This window comes from Streptomyces sp. ML-6 (assembly GCF_030116705.1).
Classification (GTDB): Bacteria; Actinomycetota; Actinomycetes; order Streptomycetales; family Streptomycetaceae; genus Streptomyces.
This window is the reverse complement of the sequence record NZ_JAOTIK010000001.1, coordinates 3,918,075-3,935,225: the sequence shown is the minus strand read 5'-3', so window position 1 is coordinate 3,935,225 and position 17,151 is coordinate 3,918,075. Positions and strand designations below refer to the sequence as shown.

Below are 17,151 nucleotides of genomic sequence, written 5' to 3'. Positions count from 1 at the left end.
GAGGGGTGCGGCCCTTCATCTGCTCCGAGGAGCCGTGCCTCAGGCGGCAACGACCTCGATGCCGAGGTTCGCAGCGACCTCGGGGTGCAGACGCACGGACACCTGGTGTCCGCCGAGCGTCTTGATCGGCGAGCCGAGCTCGACGCGACGCTTGTCGACGTCGGGGCCACCCGCGTCCTTGATCGCCGAGGCGATGTCGGCCGGGGTCACGGAGCCGAAGAGGCGGCCGGCGTCGCCGGAGCGAACAGCCAGACGGACCTTGACGGCCTCGAGCTTGGCCTTGATCTCGTTGGCCTGCTCGATCGTGGCGATCTCGTGGATCTTGCGGGCGCGGCGGATCTGCGCCACGTCCTTCTCGCCACCCTTGGTCCAGCGGATGGCGAAGCCACGCGGAACCAGGTAGTTACGGGCGTACCCGTCCTTGACGTCGACGACGTCGCCCGCAGCACCGAGGCCGGAGACCTCGTGGGTGAGGATGATCTTCATGATTCGGTCACCCTTCCCTTATCGCGCGGTGGACGTGTAGGGCAGCAGCGCCATCTCACGGCTGTTCTTGACGGCCGTGGCGACGTCACGCTGGTGCTGCGTGCAGTTGCCGGTCACGCGGCGGGCACGGATCTTGCCGCGGTCGGAAATGAACTTCCGCAGCATGTTCGTGTCCTTGTAGTCCACGTACTGGGTCTTGTCCTTGCAGAACGCGCAGACCTTCTTCTTAGGCTTGCGCACAGGCGGCTTCGCCATGATGTTTCTCCTGTGTGATCAAGAAGTGGGGGTACGAGTCGCCCTAGAAGGGCGGCTCGTCCGAGTAGCCGCCGCCGGAGCCGCCGGAGCTTCCGCCCCAGCCGCCACCCTGCTGGCCCCCGCCCTGCTGACCGCCGGACGGCGCGCTCGTGGCCCACGGGTCGTCGGCGGGAGCGCCGCCGCCACCCTGCTGGCCACCGCCACCGGGACCGCCGCCCCAGTTGCCGCCGCCCTGCTGGCCTCCGCCGTATCCACCCTGGCCACCGCGACCGGTGGTCTTGGTGACCTTGGCCGTGGCGTTCTTGAGGCTGGGGCCGACTTCCTCGACGTCCAGCTCGTAGACCGTGCGCTTGATGCCCTCGCGGTCCTCGTACGACCGCTGCTTCAGCCGGCCCTGCACGACGACGCGCATGCCTCGCTGGAGCGACTCGGCGACGTTCTCCGCCGCCTGCCGCCAGACCGAGCAGGTGAGGAACAGGCCTTCGCCGTCCTTCCACTCATTGGTCTGCCGGTCGAAGATGCGAGGAGTGGACGCGACGCGGAACTTCGCGACCGCCGCACCGGACGGGGTGAAGCGCAGCTCGGGGTCGTCGACGAGATTGCCGACGACCGTGATGACGGTCTCGCCTGCCATGGATGAACCTCTCGGCGGGGATTGCTTCTGGCTGCTTGCTACTCGAACCCGATGACCTCTGAGCTAGACGCTCAGTGGATCTCGGGACGGAGGACCTTGGTCCGGAGGACCGACTCGTTCAGGTTCATCTGGCGGTCGAGCTCCTTGACGACCGCAGGCTCGGCCTGCAGGTCGATGACCGAGTAGATGCCCTCGGGCTTCTTCTTGATCTCGTAAGCGAGACGACGACGGCCCCAGGTGTCGACCTTCTCGACCTTTCCGTTGCCCTCACGGACGACGGAGAGGAAGTTCTCGATCAGCGGGGAGACAGCGCGCTCCTCGAGATCGGGGTCGAGGATGACCATCACCTCGTAGTGACGCATGTAAAACCCACCTCCTTTGGACTCAGCGGCCACGGTCGTTCCGTGGCAGGAGGGTCGTGATGCGTGAGCAACAGTGTCCCCGAGCAGAACAGCCGCCACTGACAGCGCCCTCGATCACGAGGAAGTCGACGTGCTGGCCTGGGCAGACACCGGTGCAGACCGTACAGAGTACCCGCACAACCGCTTCCGGTTGAAATCCGGTGGTCAGGAGACGCAATCTGGACACATCGGGTGTGAGCGGCGCCACGAGGCGCCGCCTTTCGGCCAGGAGGTGCTCCATGGCACAGGCAGTACGACCCCGTCCCCCCGTCTCGCTCTTCGCCACCGACGGCAAGTCCCATCCGCTCCAGAACATCCTGGTCGTCGTGACCCTGGCCCTGGGGGCGCTCGCCTTCGTGACGGCGATGTTCCACCACCTCCACCTGATCAGTTCCTGGGCGGGGCTCATCGGCATCCTCACGGGTGCCTACGGGCAGTACATCTCGGCGACCACGCGCGAGAGATTCCCGCTGATCATCGGCCTCGGCGCCTCCGCCATCGGCTTCTTCCTGGGCATGGCCCACGGCGGCCTCTTCGGCGGCGTGGTGGGCTGACGGACGACGGGCCCCGGCAGACGGGGTCGGGTTCGTCACGACAGCCGCGGGAGCCGCAACCGGACACCTGGAGCGGTGCAGGGTCCTCCCCTGGACCCTGCACCGCTCCCTGCGCGGGGTCCTCCTCCGGGCCCCGCACCGCTCCCTGCGCGGGTTCCGGCGCCCCGTGCCCCGCCGGTGGCGGAGCGAAAAGGCCCCATAGGGCCGGACGGCGCGCTTCGCGGTCACAGTAGGCTTCGGCGCGAGAGCCGGAGCCCCTGACCCATGGGGACACACCTGCCGAGGAGCGCCCCGCATGAGCCTGACCCTGAGGACCATCAGCCGAGAGCAGCATCTGGCGTACATCCAGAGTCTGCCCGCGGCGAGTCACATGCAGGTTCCGGCGTGGGCGGACGTGAAGGCCGAGTGGCGCTCGGAGAGCCTCGGCTGGTTCAGCAAGGAGGGGCAGCTGGTCGGCGTCGGCCTGGTGCTCTACCGGCAGCTTCCCAAGATCAAGCGGTACCTCGCCTACCTGCCCGAGGGCCCGGTCATCGACTGGTTCGCCCCGAACCTGGACGACTGGCTCCGTCCGATGCTGGCGCACCTCAAGCAGCAGGGCGCCTTCTCCGTGAAGATGGGCCCGCCCGTCGTCATCCGCCGCTGGGACGCGGCCGCGATCAAGTCGGGCATCCAGGACCCGGAAGTGAAGCGGCTGCGCGACGTCAAGGCCACCCACATCGAGCCCCAGGCCTTCGAGGTGGCGGACAGGCTGCGGAAGATGGGCTGGCAGCAGGGCGAGGACGGCGGCGCCGGCTTCGGTGACGTACAGCCCCGCTACATCTTCCAGGTGCCGCTGGCGAACCGGTCGCTCGAAGACGTCCACAAGGGCTTCAACCAGCTGTGGCGCCGCAACATCAAGAAGGCTGAGAAGGCCGGCGTCGAGGTCGTCCAGGGCGGTTACGGGGACCTCGCCGAGTGGCAGCGGCTCTACGAGATCACCGCGGAGCGCGACCGCTTCCGGCCGCGTCCGCTGGCCTACTTCCAGCGCATGTGGACGACCCTCAACAACGAGGACCCCAACCGGATGCGGCTGTACTTCGCCCGTCACGAGGGCGAGAACGTCGCCGCCGCGACGATGCTGATCGTCGGCGGGCACGTCTGGTACTCCTACGGGGCGTCCGCCAACCACAAGCGCGAGGTCCGGCCCTCGAACGCGATGCAGTGGCGGATGCTGCGCGACGCGTACGCCATGGGCGCCACCGTCTACGACCTGCGCGGCATCTCCGACTCGCTGGACGAGACCGACCACCTCTTCGGCCTCATCCAGTTCAAGGTCGGCACCGGCGGGCAGGCCGCCGAGTACCTCGGCGAGTGGGACTTCCCGCTCAACAAGCTGCTCCACAAGGCGCTCGACATCTACATGTCCCGGCGCTGATCCCCGTCGCCCCGCTGACGAAGCCGGTTTCGTTCGTTTCAATGGGCATCGCGACAGTTCCTCCACCGACCCACCCTCCAGCGACCACCGCGGGCGGCCCCCGGGCAGGCTCCGCGCACCGCTGACACATCGCAGCCACCAGAAAGGTTCCGGACCGGCCATGGCGCTCTCCCTCTACGTCGACACCGCGCGCTGGCGGGCGCACCAGAAATCCGTCCTCGACCAGTTCCCCGGCCTCATCCCGGTCTGCAAGGGCAACGGATACGGCTTCGGTCACGAGCGGCTGGCCGAGGAGGCCATCCGTTTCGGCTCCGACATGCTCGCCGTCGGCACCACCTACGAGGCCGCCCGCGTCAAGGACTGGTTCAGCGGCGACCTCCTGGTCCTCACCCCGTTCCGCCGGGGCGAGGAGCCGGTGCCGCTGCCCGACCGCGTCATCCGGTCCGTCTCCTCCGTGGACGGTGTGCACGCCCTGGTGGGCGCACGGGTCGTCATCGAGTGCATGAGCTCGATGAAGCGCCACGGCGTCAAGGAGGAGGAACTCGGGCAGCTGCACGCCGCCATCGAGGACGTACGGCTCGAGGGCTTCGCCCTGCACCTCCCGCTGGACCGCACGGACGGCTCGGACGCGGTCGAGGAGGTCATCGCCTGGATGGATCGGCTGCGCGCGGCCCGGCTGCCGCTGCACACCATGTTCGTCAGCCATCTGCGCGCCGAGGAGCTGGGCCGGCTCCAGCAGCAGTTCCCGCAGACCCGTTTCCGCGCCCGTATCGGCACCCGGCTGTGGCTCGGCGACCACGAGGCGACGGAGTACCGGGGGTCCGTCCTGGACGTCACACGCGTCGCCAAGGGGGACCGCTTCGGCTACCGACAGCAGAAGGCCGCCTCGGACGGCTGGCTGGTGGTCGTCGCCGGCGGCACGTCGCACGGGGTGGGTCTGGAGGCCCCGAAGGCCCTGCACGGCGTGATGCCGCGGGCCAAGGGCGTCGCCCGCGCGGGCCTGGCCACCGTCAACCGCAACCTGTCGCCGTTCGTCTGGGCGGGCAAGCAGCGCTGGTTCGCCGAGCCGCCGCACATGCAGGTGTCGATCCTGTTCGTCCCGGCGGACGCGCAGGAGCCGAAGGTGGGCGACGAGCTGGTGGCCCACCTGCGCCACACCACCACCCAGTTCGACCGCCTGGTCGACCGCTGACGAGGACGGACCGGCCCCGGGAACGGACGTTTCCCCGGGGCCGGTCCGTCCTCAGTCCTCGGCCGGCCCCCGCGTCGCGCCCCACTCCACCCTCGGTGCCTCGGCCCCGGGATGTGCGTACCGCGACGGCCGGACCGCCCGGCCCAGCACGAACGCGTCCGGGGCCCCGTCGAGAACCCCGCCGGACGGGTCGTCCGACCCGTCGAGCCGTACGACGTCCCGCTCCGGCACGAGGATGTCCCGTACGACGACGGCGCATAGGTACAGCGTGCCCAGCAGGTGCAGGGCGATCGCCAGCTGGTACCCCTCCGTGGGCAGCCCCTGGTGCTTGTCGCCGCTCGTCGTGTACGCGAGGTACATCCAGATCCCCAGGAAGTACATGACCTCGCACGCCTGCCAGATCAGGAAATCGCGCCAGCGCGGCCGGGCCAGGGCGGCCAGGGGAATCAGCCACAGCACGTACTGCGGCGAGTAGACCTTGTTGACGAGGATGAACGCCGCGACGACGAGGAAGGCGAGCTGCGCGAAGCGCGGCCTGCGCGGTGTCATCAGGGTCAGCGCGCCGACGCCCGCGCACAGCAGGACCGTCACCAGGGTCGAGACGGTGTTGACGGTCGACACCTCGATGCTCTCGCCGGTGCGCTGCGTAATGATCAGCCAGAAGGAACCGAAGTCGATGCCCCGTTCCTCGCTGAACGTGTAGAACTTCTTCCACCCCTCGGGCGCGAAGACCATCACCGGCAGGTTCACCACCAGCCAGGACACCGCCGCCCCGAACGTGGCCGTGCCGAACTCCCGCCATTTGCCCGCCCGCCAGCACAGGACGAACACTGGCCCCAGCAGGAACACGGGATAGAGCTTGGCGGCCGTGGCGAGCCCGATGAGGACGCCGAACGCCAGGGCCCGGCCCCGGGACCACATGAGCATCCCCGCGGCCGTCAGCGCGATGGCCAGCAGGTCCCAGTTGATCGTGGCGGTGAGCGCGAAGGCCGGAGCGAGGGCGACCAGCAGCGCGTCCCAGGGGCGGCGCCGGTGCGTGCGGGCGACGCAGACGGCGATGATCACGGCGCAGATCATCAGCATGCCCGCGTTGACCATCCAGTACATCTGCTCGCGGTACTGGATCGACCCGTCCGGCGTCAGCCAGGACGCGACCTGCATGAACACCCCCGTCAGCACGGGGTACTCCAGGTACTGCATGTCGCCGGGCAGCCGGTCGAAGTACGGCACGAGACCCTCGGAGAAACCGCGGCCCACGTAGAGGTGCGGGATGTCCGAGTAGCAGGCGTGGGTGTATTGCGAGCCCGCTCCCCTGAACCAGGCCCAGTTGTAGCAGGGCAGCTTCTGCACCATGCCCAGCGCGAACATCCCGAGGGCCACCAGCGCGACAACGGCCACGGGTGTGAGCGTCGTGCCGCCGAGTCTCGCCCAGCGCCCCGAGCGTCCGCCGATCAGCTCGCTGCCGGCCTCGGCGATCCTGTCCTGGTGCGTGGGCCGTACGACAGGCTGTTCCTGAGGCTGGTGCACACTCGTGTCTTCTGCGCTCGGCATGCCGCTCATACTGCCGTACGTGCCCGTGAAAACGGTGAGGGCCGCCGCACCCCGGGGTGCGGCGGCCCTCACTGCCGGTCGGCCCTGCGGCCCCGGCGGGGGCTATCCGGCCGGTCCGGCGATGAATCCGCCGTTCGCCCCGTTGCCGTTGCCGCCGTTTCCGGCCCCGCCGTTGTTGTCACCGCCGCCGTTCGGTGGCGAGGGAGACGTGCTCGGGAAGCCTCCGGTGTCGCCCGAGTCCCCGCCGTTCGCACCGTTCGCACCGCTGTTGGTACCGCCGTTGTTGTGCTGGCAGTCCCAGTCCCAGGTGTCGCAGCTCCCGGTCGGGTTGGGCGACGGGCTCGTGCTCGCCGGAGGCGTCTCGGTCTCCGTCTTGGTCGGCGTGGGCGTCACTTCCTTGGTGGGCGTCGGCTTGGGGCTCTGCGCGCCGCCGCCGTAGACCTTGTCACCGATCGGTCCCGGCTCGGGGAAGGCGATGGCCTTCTTCCCCTTCATCGCGTCGACCATGTAGTCGTGCCAGATCTGCGCCGGGAACGAGGCACCGTGGATCGTCCGCTCGCCACCCGTGCCGTACATCTTCTCGAACGCGCGGTTCTTGTTGTTCGCGTCGTCGTCGAGCCGGTACATGCTGATGGCCGTGGACAGCTGCGGCGTGTAGCCGACGAACCAGGCGGACTTGTTGTCGTCCGTCGTACCCGTCTTGCCCGCCACTTCCCGGCCGGGGAGCTGCGCGGGGGTACCCGTGCCCTTGTCGACGACGTTCTTCAGGACGTCGGTGACGTTGTCGGCGATCGCGGGGTCGAAGGCGCTCTTGACGACCTCCTTGTGCTGGTAGATCACCTCGCCCCCGTGCTTCACCTCGGTGACCGAGTAGGGCTCGCGCTGCTTGCCGCTGGCCGCGAAGGTCGCGTACGCGCCGGCCATGCGGATCGCGCTGGGCGAGGACGTACCGATGGAGAACGACGGCACGTGCGAGTCCGCCATCTGGTTGTCGTCCTTGAGCCCCGCGGCCATGGCGACGTCCTTCACCTTGTCGGTGCCGACGTCCATGCCGAGCTGCACGTACGGGGAGTTGGCGGACCACTGCATGGCCTCGCGGAGGGTGATGTTGCCCCTCGACTCACCGCCGTCGTTGGCCTGCAGCCACTCCTTGCCGTTCTCGTCGGTCCAGATCTCGCCGTTGTACTTCTTGATCTTCAGCATGTCGTCGGCGTTGTAGATGCTGAGCGGCGAGACCTTCGTGCGCTGCGAATCGTCCTGCTCCTCGCCGAGCGAGGGGTCGCGCTTGCCGTACTGCATCGCCGCCGCGAGCACGAAGGGCTTGAAGGTCGAACCGACCTGCGCACCTGTCGGATCCGCGTTGTTGGTGAAGTGCTTGGTCGCGTCCTGACCGCCGTAGATCGCCACGATGGCCCCGGTCTTGGGATCCACCGACCCGCCGCCGAACTGGACGTGGGTGTCCGTCTTCGGGCGTTCCTTCGGCTTGATCTTGCTGTCGTAGACCTTCTGGACCGCGGCTTCGAGCTGCTCGACCTTCTTCTTGTTGAAGGTGGTGTGGATCTCGTAGCCGCCCTGGGCCAGCATGTCCGCGGTGATGCCACGGTCGTTGTTGTTGAGGAAGGACTTCTTGGCGAGGTCGACCAGGTAACCGATCTGGCCGCCCAGCTGGGCGTTCTTCCGCGGCGGCTTGGGCATCGGGAACTCGGTGTACTTGGCGCGCTCCGTCTTCGAGAGGCGGCCGTCCTTCACCTCTTCGTCGAGGATCCACTTCCAGCGCTTCTTGGCCCGCTCGGTGTTCAGTTCCTTGGTCGCCTGCTCGGGGTCGACATCGGGAGCGCCCGCCGGGTCGTAGTAGGACGCACCCTTGAGCAGCGTCGCCAGGAACGCGCACTCGCTCGGATTCAGGTCTATCGCGTCCTTGCCGTAGTACGTACGGGCCGCCGCCTGGAGACCCGAAGCACCTCGACCGTAGTACGAGACGTTGAGATAGCCCGTGATGATCTGATTCTTCTTCATGCTGTTGTTGACTTTGAGCGTGATGAAGAGTTCCTGGAACTTCCGGCTCAGGGTCTGTTCCTGGGACAGACGCGAGTTCTTCACGTACTGCTGGGTGATCGTGGAACCACCCTGCGTCTCGCCCCCGGTGGCCATGTTGAACAGGGCTCGGGCGATGCCCATGGGGTCGATGCCCCGGTCGTGCTCGAAGGTCTTGTTCTCGGCCGAGATGACGGCGTCCCGCATCGCCTTGGGGATCTGCTCATAGTTGATGATCTGACGGTTGACCTCACCGCCCGTGGCGACCATCTGCGTGCCGTCGTCCCAGTAGTAGACGTTGTTCTGCGCCTTCGCGGCCTCGTTCACCTTGGGCTGGTCGACCATCGCGTAGGCGAGACCGGCGAGGCCCATGAGCAGGCCGAGGAAGCCGATGCAGAGGCCGGAGGCCAGCTTCCAGGACGGAACCCAGCGCCGGAAGCCGTCCTTGTCGGCACGGGGGTAGTCGATGAAGCGTTTCTTGCCCGGACGCCGGGCGCCACGGCCCCGCCCCCGGCCCGGCTCCTCGGGCCCTCCGTCGCCGCCACCACGGCGACGGCCGCCGCCCCCGCGGCCCGCCCCACCGCCCTCGGCGGCACGACGGCTCCCGCCGCCCCGCTGGGCGGCGCGTCTGGCCTCGGCGCGTCCGCCGTACGAATCGGAAGGTGTTTCAGACGTCACTCCATGTGACGGAGCTGCGCGGCGTCCTGAGGAACGCTGGGCTGCTCGTCTGGCCGCTGCACGCCCGCCACCCTGTGGCTGCGGCGCTTTGCGACGGTGCTCGCTCATCGAACGACTACTCCTCGGGCAGGCGAGAGCGCCTGGAAGCGGCAGTTGAGATCCGGTCCCCCCGAATGACGGGCCAGCCTGGTGACGGGCCCGCCCGCAGTGCGTCCGGCTAGTCCGCGAAAACTGACGCGCGGGGGCGTCACGCGGTTCCCGGTGGTCTGCATGCCGCACAGACTACGCACGGTCAAAACCCGCCTAGGGCCGAACTTCACCTCAAACAACGCAAGTCGGTGCCTACGAATTCACGATGTGACGCCGTTCACGATGCCCCCTCTTGTCGCAACGCTGTCACCGATCTATCGTCGTGATGTATCGAGTCGATACATCAGCTCGGTACATCAGCCCGGCACAGGGTTCCGCGGGACCGCTTCAGAGGTTCCCCGAAAGCACTCGGAGAACGAGGAGGCGAAGTTGAGCAGGCGCTCCGGCATCCTCGAATTCGCCGTTCTCGGTCTGCTCCGTGAATCCCCGATGCATGGGTACGAGCTGCGCAAACGCCTCAACACCTCACTGGGGATCTTTCGCGCCTTCAGTTACGGCACCCTCTATCCCTGCCTCAAGACGCTGGTCGCCAACGGCTGGTTGATCGAGGAACCGGGGAGCGCTCCCGCCGACCTCCCGCCACCCACCGGCCGTGTGGCCGCTCCCGCCTCCTCACTGGCCGGGCGCCGCGCGAAAATCGTCTACCGGCTGACGGCGGAAGGTAAGGAGCACTTCGAGGAGCTGCTCTCGCACACCGGTCCCGACTCCTGGGAGGACGAGCACTTCGCGGCCCGTTTCGCCTTCTTCGGCCAGACGGAGCGCGAGGTCCGGATGCGTGTGCTGGAGGGCCGGCGCAGCCGGCTGGAGGAACGCCTGGAGAAGATGCGGGCCTCCTTGGCCCGCACTCGTGAGCGCCTCGACGACTACACGCTTGAGCTGCAGCGACACGGCATGGAATCCGTGGAGCGCGAAGTGCGCTGGCTGAACGAGCTCATCGAGAGCGAGCGGTCGGGACGGGATCAGCGACGATCCTCGCCCGGGAGCGAAGCTCAGCAGAACACAGCAGGAGAGACGGACGGCCTGCCCCGGCGCAGGGGTGACTCCCCGCCGGATCCGTCCGACGACACCGCAAAGTGAGGCCCCCGCAGATCCGCGGGGCTTCATAGGGAACATCCAAAACACACAGGGAGCAACCGGAATGGGTTCGGTTCGCGTAGCCATCGTCGGCGTGGGCAACTGCGCCGCCTCGCTGGTCCAGGGCGTCGAGTACTACAAGGACGCCAATCCGGCCGGCAAGGTGCCCGGTCTGATGCACGTCCAGTTCGGCGACTACCACGTGCGTGACGTCGAGTTCGTCGCCGCCTTCGACGTCGACGCGAAGAAGGTCGGCCTCGACCTCGCGGACGCCATCGGTGCCAGCGAGAACAACACCATCAAGCTCTGCGACGTGCCGACCTCCGGCGTCACCGTCCAGCGTGGCCACACCCACGACGGTCTCGGCAAGTACTACCGCCAGACGATCGAGGAGTCCTCCGAGGCCCCGGTCGACGTCGTCCAGGTCCTCAAGGACCGCAAGGTCGACGTCCTCGTCTGCTACCTGCCGGTCGGTTCCGAGGTCGCTGCGAAGTTCTACGCGCAGTGCGCCATCGACGCCAAGGTCGCGTTCGTCAACGCCCTCCCGGTCTTCATCGCCGGTACCAAGGAGTGGGCGGACAAGTTCACCGAGGCCGGTGTCCCGATCGTCGGTGACGACATCAAGTCGCAGGTCGGCGCCACCATCACGCACCGCGTGATGGCGAAGCTCTTCGAGGACCGGGGCGTCATCCTGGACCGCACGATGCAGCTGAACGTCGGCGGCAACATGGACTTCAAGAACATGCTCGAGCGCGAGCGCCTGGAGTCCAAGAAGATCTCCAAGACGCAGGCCGTCACCTCCCAGATCCGGGACCGTGAGCTCGGTGAGAACAACGTCCACATCGGTCCGTCGGACTACGTCGCCTGGCTGGACGACCGCAAGTGGGCCTACGTGCGCCTGGAGGGTCGCGCCTTCGGTGACGTTCCGCTGAACCTGGAGTACAAGCTCGAGGTCTGGGACTCCCCGAACTCCGCCGGTGTCATCATCGACGCCCTTCGCGCCGCGAAGATCGCCAAGGACCGCGGCATCGGTGGCCCGATCCTCTCCGCGTCCTCGTACTTCATGAAGTCCCCGCCGGTCCAGTACTTCGACGACGAGGCCCGCGAGAACGTCGAGAAGTTCATCCGCGGCGAGGTCTCCAACTGACGCGACCGGACACGGTGCGTCGGCGCGGCCCGGCGAGGAGCGGCAACGCTCCCGCCCCTCCGCATCGTCGAGGGCTCCTGGGTAATCCGCCCGGGGGCCCTCGGCGTATGTGACTCTTGATCGCATGGCCGTCGTCGGTGATCTGCGCGTTCTTCTGCGCCTTCGAAACTTCCGTCGTCTGCTCGCCGTACGACTCCTCTCCCAGTCCGCCGACGGTGTCTACCAGGTGGCGCTGGCGGCACACGTCGTCTTCTCCCCGGAGAAACAGGCCTCGGCCGGTGCCATCGCCTCGGCAATGGCCGTTCTGCTGCTGCCGTACTCGCTTGTCGGCCCCTTCGCCGGTGTCCTGCTGGACCGCTGGTCGCGCCGTCAGGTCTTCCTGTACGGCAATCTGCTGCGCGCCGCGCTCGCCTGCTGCACCGCGCTCCTGATCCTCGGCTCCGCGCCCGAATGGCTCTTCTACACCTCGGCCCTGTGCGTCACCGCGGTGAACCGCTTCGTGCTGGCCGGTCTCTCGGCAGCACTGCCACGAGTGGTCGACGACGACCGGCTGGTGCTGGCCAACTCGCTCTCGCCCACAGCCGGTACGCTCGCCGCCACGGCCGGCGGTGGTCTCGCCTTCGTCGTGCGGCTGCTGGTCTCGGACTCCGACGCCGTAGTGGTGCTGCTGGCCGCGTTGCTCTACCTCTCCTCGGCGCTGACCTCCCTGACTCTTGGCATCCGGTTGCTCGGGCCGGATCAGGAGGGGAACCGTGCCCGCCTGGGGGCGGCCCTGGCAGTCACCGCACGGGGCCTCGCCGACGGTCTGCGTCACCTGGCGGAGCGAAAGCCGGCCGGCCGGGCGCTGGCCGCCATGGCCGTGATCCGCTTCTGCTACGGGGCCCTGACCGTGACGGTGCTGATGCTCTGCCGGTACGCCTGGGCCGGTACCGATTCCGAGGGGCTGGCCCTTCTCGGACTGGCGGTGGGTGCCTCCGGTGCGGGGTTCTTCACGGCAGCCGTGCTGTCGCCCTGGGCAGTGGGCCGGTTCGGACGGTTCGGCTGGATGGCGGTGTGCGCGGCGACGGCCGCCGTCCTCGAACCCGCGCTGGGGCTGTGGTTCGTCCCCGCGCCAATGCTGGTCGCGGCGTTCGTTCTCGGGCTGGTCACCCAGGGCGTGAAGATCGCGACGGACACGGTGGTGCAGACCTCGGTGGACGACTTCTACCGCGGTCGGGTCTTCTCCCTCTACGACGTACTGTTCAACGTCGCCTTCGTGGGGGCCGCCGCCGTCGCCGCCGTGACCCTGCCGCCCGACGGACGGTCGCCCGCGGTAGTGATCGGAGTGGCTGTCCTCTACGCGGTCGTCGCCGCGGCGATGTTCCGATGGAGCCGCACCGCCAGCACGGCACTCCGGCCCTCAGGGCAGGAGTGAGGCGAGCGGATGTTTCACGTGAAACGGCGCCCTCGCCAGACAGGAGTCCGAAGCCGGACACACGACACCCGGAGCCGGGCATGCCGCCCCCGGATCGTGGGTTCAACGAGTCCAGTGGCACGGAGCCAAGAGTGTGGTCATGTTTCACGTGAAACATGACCACACGTCGCCCTCTCGTCACCCTGGTTCGTAGACCCGGAACCCTCAGCTCTGCGCGGCCCACCACTCCTTGAGCTTCCCGACCGCCGCCTCGTGCCCCATCGGCCCGTGCTCCAGCCGCAGCTCCAGCAGGAACGCGTACGCCTTGCCGATCACCGGCCCGGGGCCGATGCCTAGAATCTTCATGATCTCGTTGCCGTCCAGGTCGGGCCGGATGGCATCCAGCTCCTCCTGCTCCTGCAACTGGGCGATGCGCTCCTCAAGACCGTCGTAGATACGCGAGAGGGCGGCGGCCTTGCGCTTGTTCCGCGTGGTGCAGTCCGAGCGGGTCAGCTTGTGCAGCCGTTCCAGCAGGGGGCCGGCATCGCGCACGTACCGCCGGACTGCGGAATCGGTCCATTCGCCGTCTCCGTAGCCGTGGAAGCGCAGATGGAGCTCCACCAGCTTCGAGACGTCCTTGACCATGTCGTTGGAGTACTTGAGCGCCGTCATCCGCTTCTTGACCATCTTGGCGCCCACCACCTCGTGATGATGGAACGAGACGCGGCCGTCCTTCTCGAAGCGTCGCGTCCTCGGCTTGCCGATGTCATGGAGGAGAGCGGCCAGGCGCAGGGTCAGGTCGGGCCCGTCCTCCTCCAGGTCGATCGCCTGCTCCAGAACGGTCAGCGAGTGCTCGTAGACGTCCTTGTGACGGTGATGCTCGTCACTCTCCAGACGCAGCGCGGGGAGCTCCGGCAGCACCTGCTGCGCCAGCCCCGTGTCGACGAGCAGCGCGAGCCCCTTGCGGGGGTGGGCGGAGAGCAGGAGCTTGTTGAGCTCCTCCCTGACCCGCTCGGCGGAGACGATCTCGATGCGCCCGGCCATCTCCGTCATCGCGGTGACCACGTCCGGAGCGACGTCGAAGTCCAGCTGGGCGGCGAAACGGGCCGCCCGCAGCATGCGCAGCGGATCGTCGGAGAACGACTCCTCCGGCGTTCCCGGGGTCCGCAGTACGCGCTCCGCCAGGTCCTCCAGACCGCCGTGGGGGTCGATGAAGTGCTTCTGCGGGAGCGCGACGGCCATCGCGTTGACCGTGAAGTCGCGACGGACGAGGTCGGCCTCGATGGAGTCGCCGTAGGACACCTCGGGCTTGCGCGAGGTCCGGTCGTACGCCTCCGACCTGTAGGTGGTGACCTCGATCTGGTAGCCGTCCTTCTGGGCGCCCACCGTGCCGAAGGCGATCCCGACCTCCCACACCGAGTCGGCCCACGGCCGGACGATCTTCAGCACGGTCTCGGGACGGGCATCGGTCGTGAAGTCCAGGTCGTTCCCGAGGCGGCCGAGAAGTGCGTCCCGGACCGAGCCGCCGACCAGGGCCAGGCTGAAGCCTGCCTCCTGGAAACGGCGGGCGAGGTCGTCGGCGACCGGGGAGACCCGCAGCAGTTCGCTGACTGCGCGGTGCTGCACCTGGGTCAGGGCACGGGAGCTGTCTTCATTGGCGTTCGGCACAACAGAAAAGGGTACGTGCCCGGACCGGCCCGGTCGTCCCGGTTTCGTCACACCCCGCAGAGCTCTTCCCGATCTTGTAGCGCACTCCCCGGCCACGGGCACTCGCGCACATCGTTACCATGCGTGGACGCAGCAACCGACAACCATCGACACCAGCTGACGACGACGAGGGACGGGTAAGCGCGTGGCCGAGCCGGCAGACATCCAGGGGATCGGTACCTCTCCTGCCCGCCGGTGGCTGCGGCGCACCGCGGCCCTGATGATCGGCGCGCCGCTCGTCGCGGCGTTGCTGGCCGGTCCGGCCGCGCCCGCGGCGCGGGCGGGCGAGATCGGCAAGGCCCCCACCGGCTCCCGGACGGTCGACGTGTCCCTGGACGGCGTGGCCCCGAGCGCCCCGGTCAAAGGGGACACCCTGACCATCTCCGGCACCGTGACCAACCGGGGCAAGGAGACGATCACCCAGGCCACGGTCGATCTGCGGGTGGGCTCGAAGCTCCCCAGCAGGACGGCGATCGACACCGCCGCCAAGCGCACCGGCTTCGTACTCGGCAGCGACCCCGCCCCGCTCGGCGGCAAGTACACGGTGAAGTTCGCGAAGCTCCCCTCCGGCATCAGCCAGGACTTCACGCTCTCCGTCCCGGTCGGCAAGCTGGGGCTCGGCGACGACGGCGTCTACCAGCTCGGCGTCTCGCTGTCGGGGCAGACCTCCCGGGTCCCTTACAGCCAGGTGCTGGGGATCGAGCGGACCTTCCTGCCCTGGCAGGAGGAGGAGCGCGACTCCAGGACCAAGGTCACCTACCTCTGGCCGCTCATCGCGTCGGCCCACGTCACCGCCGAGACGGATACCGACGATCAGCGGACCCCCGTCTTCGCGGACGACAGCCTGGCCGCCGAACTGGCTCCGGGCGGGCGTCTCGAGCAGCTGGTCTCGCTGGGCAGCCGGCTCCCGGTGACCTGGGTGATCGACCCGGACCTGCTGGCCAGTGCCGACGCGATGACGGGGGACTACCGCGTCAAGTCCGGTGACACCACCGTCGCCGGGAAGAACCAGGCCGTCGCCAAGAAGTGGCTCACCTCCCTCGAAGCCGCCGTGGCGGACGGGAAGGTCGTCGCGCTGCCGTTTGCCGATCCCGATCTGGCGTCCATCGCGCACCGCGGCAAGAACGTCTCGGGCACCCTCAGCCACCTCCAGACCGCCACGGAGGCGGCGGCGACGACGGTGCAGACCGTGCTCCACGTGAAACCGTCGACCGACTTCGCCTGGCCCGTCGACGGCGCGATCGACCCGTCGATCGTCGATGTCGCCACCTCGGCCGGCGCCCACAAGGTGATCGCCCGCAGCGACAGCCTCCAGGAGACGGGCAACCTGACCTACACCCCGACCGCCGCCCGGCCCATCGGTGGCGGCACCACCGCGGTCGTCGCCGACGCCCGGCTCTCCACGGCCTTCCAGGGCGACATGTCGAAGGCGGAGGACTCCACCCTCGCCGTGCAGAAGTTCCTCGCGCTGACCCTGGCGCTGGCCGAGCAGGACACCGACGCGGAGCGGAGCATCGTCGTCGCACCGCAGCGGACACCCACGGTCGCCCAGGCTCAGTCGATGGCCCGCGCCCTGCACGGGCTCGACGACGAGCGCTGGACGCAGCCGCTCGGGCTCGTGGAGGCGGCCGGGGCGAAGCCCGATGCCAACGCCACCACGACCGTCCCCAAGGCCTCCAAGTACCCGAAGAAGCTCCGCAGCCAGGAGCTGCCCACCCAGGCCTTCCAGGACATCAAGTCCACCCAGGTCTCGCTGGACAACTTCCAGGTCATCCTCACCCAGACCGAGCGGGTCGTGACCCCCTTCGGCAACGCGCTCAACCGCTCCATGTCGACGTCGTGGCGCGGTCGGCCGCTGGAGGCCCAGCAGTACCGGGATTCGGTCCGCACCTATCTGCAGGGCCTCATCAACGAGGTCCAGCTCATCTCGAAGTCGGACGTCACCCTGTCCGGCCGCAGCGCCACCATCCCGGTGACCGTGCAGAACCGGCTGCTGCAGGGTGTGGACCACCTGGTCCTCCGGCTGAAGTCGGAGAACGCCACCCGTCTCAGGCTGAACGACGGCGGAGCCGTGGCGGAACAGCCGATCCGCATCGGTCCCGGCCACAGCCAGTCCGTGAAGTTCGACGCCGCGGCCAACATCAACGGCCAGGTGCGGATGACGGCGCAGCTCTACACGGAGGACGGCACACCGTACGGCGAGGAGATGACCTTCACCGTGAAGGTCTCCGAGCTCACCCCGACCGTGCTGCTGGTCATCGCCGGAGGGCTGCTGCTCCTGGTCCTCGCGGGCGTCAGGATGTACACCCAGCGCAAGCGCGTCAACGCGGGCGGCCCGGCCGACGGTGGCGACGAACCCGAGCAGCCGAGTGACCCGACGCCGGACACCGGTCCGGAAAGCGGGGGGCCTTCGGCGCCGGGTGAGAAAGTGGAACGTTGAGCGATGTCTGGCGTGGCCGGTCGGCCGGGGACGATGAGGTG

General features: G+C 68.4%; 14 protein-coding genes. 7 read left to right on the top strand and 7 right to left on the bottom strand.

The annotated features are described in order from the left end of the window. Positions 1–39: 39 nt before the first annotated feature. From rplI to rpsF, 4 genes are all read right to left on the bottom strand, one after another. A complete protein-coding gene (rplI, locus tag OCT49_RS17380; RefSeq protein ID WP_148836976.1) occupies positions 40–486 on the bottom strand; it encodes a 50S ribosomal protein L9 in 447 nt (148 codons plus the stop codon). Positions 487–504: 18 nt separating this feature from the next. Continuing rightward, positions 505–741 carry a 30S ribosomal protein S18 gene (gene rpsR / locus OCT49_RS17375; protein WP_003967857.1) on the bottom strand — a complete coding sequence of 79 codons (237 nt, stop codon included), beginning with the start codon at positions 739–741 and terminating at the stop codon, positions 505–507. A gap of 43 nt (positions 742–784) precedes the next feature. After that, the gene (locus tag OCT49_RS17370; protein ID WP_283852801.1) at positions 785–1,375 is read right to left on the bottom strand and encodes a single-stranded DNA-binding protein; all 591 of its coding nucleotides are present in this window, start codon (positions 1,373–1,375) and stop codon (positions 785–787) included. 71 nt (positions 1,376–1,446) lie between these two features. After that, positions 1,447–1,737, bottom strand: a complete 291-nt coding sequence (gene rpsF, locus OCT49_RS17365) for a 30S ribosomal protein S6 (protein ID WP_015609864.1) — start codon at positions 1,735–1,737, stop codon at positions 1,447–1,449. 278 nt (positions 1,738–2,015) lie between these two features. On the opposite strand from rpsF, the gene OCT49_RS17360 reads away from it, so the two are divergent. From OCT49_RS17360 to OCT49_RS17350, 3 genes are all read left to right on the top strand, one after another. After that, positions 2,016–2,330: a hypothetical protein gene (locus OCT49_RS17360; RefSeq protein WP_283852800.1), complete on the top strand. Its 315-nt coding sequence runs from the start codon at positions 2,016–2,018 to the stop codon at positions 2,328–2,330. A 295-nt stretch (positions 2,331–2,625) separates the two neighbouring features. Then, positions 2,626–3,744: a lipid II:glycine glycyltransferase FemX gene (locus OCT49_RS17355; protein ID WP_148836973.1), complete on the top strand. Its 1,119-nt coding sequence runs from the start codon at positions 2,626–2,628 to the stop codon at positions 3,742–3,744. Between the two features lie 160 nt (positions 3,745–3,904). Then, on the top strand, positions 3,905–4,936 hold the full coding sequence (locus OCT49_RS17350) for an alanine racemase (RefSeq protein WP_283852799.1): 1,032 nt from the start codon (positions 3,905–3,907) through the stop codon (positions 4,934–4,936). 51 nt (positions 4,937–4,987) lie between these two features. Here OCT49_RS17350 and OCT49_RS17345 read toward each other — a convergent pair whose 3' ends face one another. Both OCT49_RS17345 and OCT49_RS17340 read right to left on the bottom strand, forming a co-directional pair. Further along, positions 4,988–6,487, bottom strand: coding sequence for a glycosyltransferase family 87 protein (locus OCT49_RS17345; RefSeq protein ID WP_283852798.1), 1,500 nt, complete (start codon positions 6,485–6,487; stop codon positions 4,988–4,990). A gap of 102 nt (positions 6,488–6,589) precedes the next feature. Further along, entirely contained in the window at positions 6,590–9,307 is a 2,718-nt protein-coding gene (locus OCT49_RS17340) for a transglycosylase domain-containing protein (protein ID WP_283852797.1), read from the bottom strand. A 411-nt stretch (positions 9,308–9,718) separates the two neighbouring features. Between OCT49_RS17340 and OCT49_RS17335 the strand changes: the two genes are divergently transcribed. The 3 genes from OCT49_RS17335 to OCT49_RS17325 all read left to right on the top strand — a co-directional run bounded on the left by OCT49_RS17335 (position 9,719) and on the right by OCT49_RS17325 (position 12,984). Further along, positions 9,719–10,426 carry a PadR family transcriptional regulator gene (locus OCT49_RS17335; protein ID WP_283852796.1) on the top strand — a complete coding sequence of 236 codons (708 nt, stop codon included), beginning with the start codon at positions 9,719–9,721 and terminating at the stop codon, positions 10,424–10,426. Positions 10,427–10,487: 61 nt separating this feature from the next. Further along, positions 10,488–11,570 (top strand): inositol-3-phosphate synthase, encoded by a 1,083-nt coding sequence (locus tag OCT49_RS17330; protein WP_283852795.1) that lies wholly within the window; start codon positions 10,488–10,490, stop codon positions 11,568–11,570. 124 nt (positions 11,571–11,694) lie between these two features. After that, positions 11,695–12,984 carry an MFS transporter gene (locus OCT49_RS17325; RefSeq protein ID WP_283852794.1) on the top strand — a complete coding sequence of 430 codons (1,290 nt, stop codon included), beginning with the start codon at positions 11,695–11,697 and terminating at the stop codon, positions 12,982–12,984. 204 nt (positions 12,985–13,188) lie between these two features. Here OCT49_RS17325 and OCT49_RS17320 read toward each other — a convergent pair whose 3' ends face one another. Next, positions 13,189–14,631, bottom strand: a complete 1,443-nt coding sequence (locus tag OCT49_RS17320) for a CCA tRNA nucleotidyltransferase (RefSeq protein WP_283852793.1) — start codon at positions 14,629–14,631, stop codon at positions 13,189–13,191. Positions 14,632–14,815: 184 nt separating this feature from the next. On the opposite strand from OCT49_RS17320, the gene OCT49_RS17315 reads away from it, so the two are divergent. Beyond that, positions 14,816–17,110: a DUF6049 family protein gene (locus tag OCT49_RS17315; RefSeq protein WP_283852792.1), complete on the top strand. Its 2,295-nt coding sequence runs from the start codon at positions 14,816–14,818 to the stop codon at positions 17,108–17,110. Positions 17,111–17,151: the final 41 nt, after the last annotated feature.

Excerpts from the sequence above, each read along its gene's own strand:
- rplI (WP_148836976.1), bottom strand. The coding sequence starts at position 486 with ATGAAGATCATCCTCACCCACGAGGTCTCCGGCCTCGGTGCTGCGGGC.
- rpsR (WP_003967857.1), bottom strand. The coding sequence starts at position 741 with ATGGCGAAGCCGCCTGTGCGCAAGCCTAAGAAGAAGGTCTGCGCGTTC.
- OCT49_RS17370 (WP_283852801.1), bottom strand. The coding sequence starts at position 1,375 with ATGGCAGGCGAGACCGTCATCACGGTCGTCGGCAATCTCGTCGACGAC.
- rpsF (WP_015609864.1), bottom strand. The coding sequence starts at position 1,737 with ATGCGTCACTACGAGGTGATGGTCATCCTCGACCCCGATCTCGAGGAG.
- OCT49_RS17360 (WP_283852800.1), top strand. The coding sequence starts at position 2,016 with ATGGCACAGGCAGTACGACCCCGTCCCCCCGTCTCGCTCTTCGCCACC.
- OCT49_RS17355 (WP_148836973.1), top strand. The coding sequence starts at position 2,626 with ATGAGCCTGACCCTGAGGACCATCAGCCGAGAGCAGCATCTGGCGTAC.
- OCT49_RS17350 (WP_283852799.1), top strand. The coding sequence starts at position 3,905 with ATGGCGCTCTCCCTCTACGTCGACACCGCGCGCTGGCGGGCGCACCAG.
- OCT49_RS17345 (WP_283852798.1), bottom strand. The coding sequence starts at position 6,487 with ATGCCGAGCGCAGAAGACACGAGTGTGCACCAGCCTCAGGAACAGCCT.
- OCT49_RS17340 (WP_283852797.1), bottom strand. The coding sequence starts at position 9,307 with ATGAGCGAGCACCGTCGCAAAGCGCCGCAGCCACAGGGTGGCGGGCGT.
- OCT49_RS17330 (WP_283852795.1), top strand. The coding sequence starts at position 10,488 with ATGGGTTCGGTTCGCGTAGCCATCGTCGGCGTGGGCAACTGCGCCGCC.
- OCT49_RS17325 (WP_283852794.1), top strand. The coding sequence starts at position 11,695 with ATGGCCGTCGTCGGTGATCTGCGCGTTCTTCTGCGCCTTCGAAACTTC.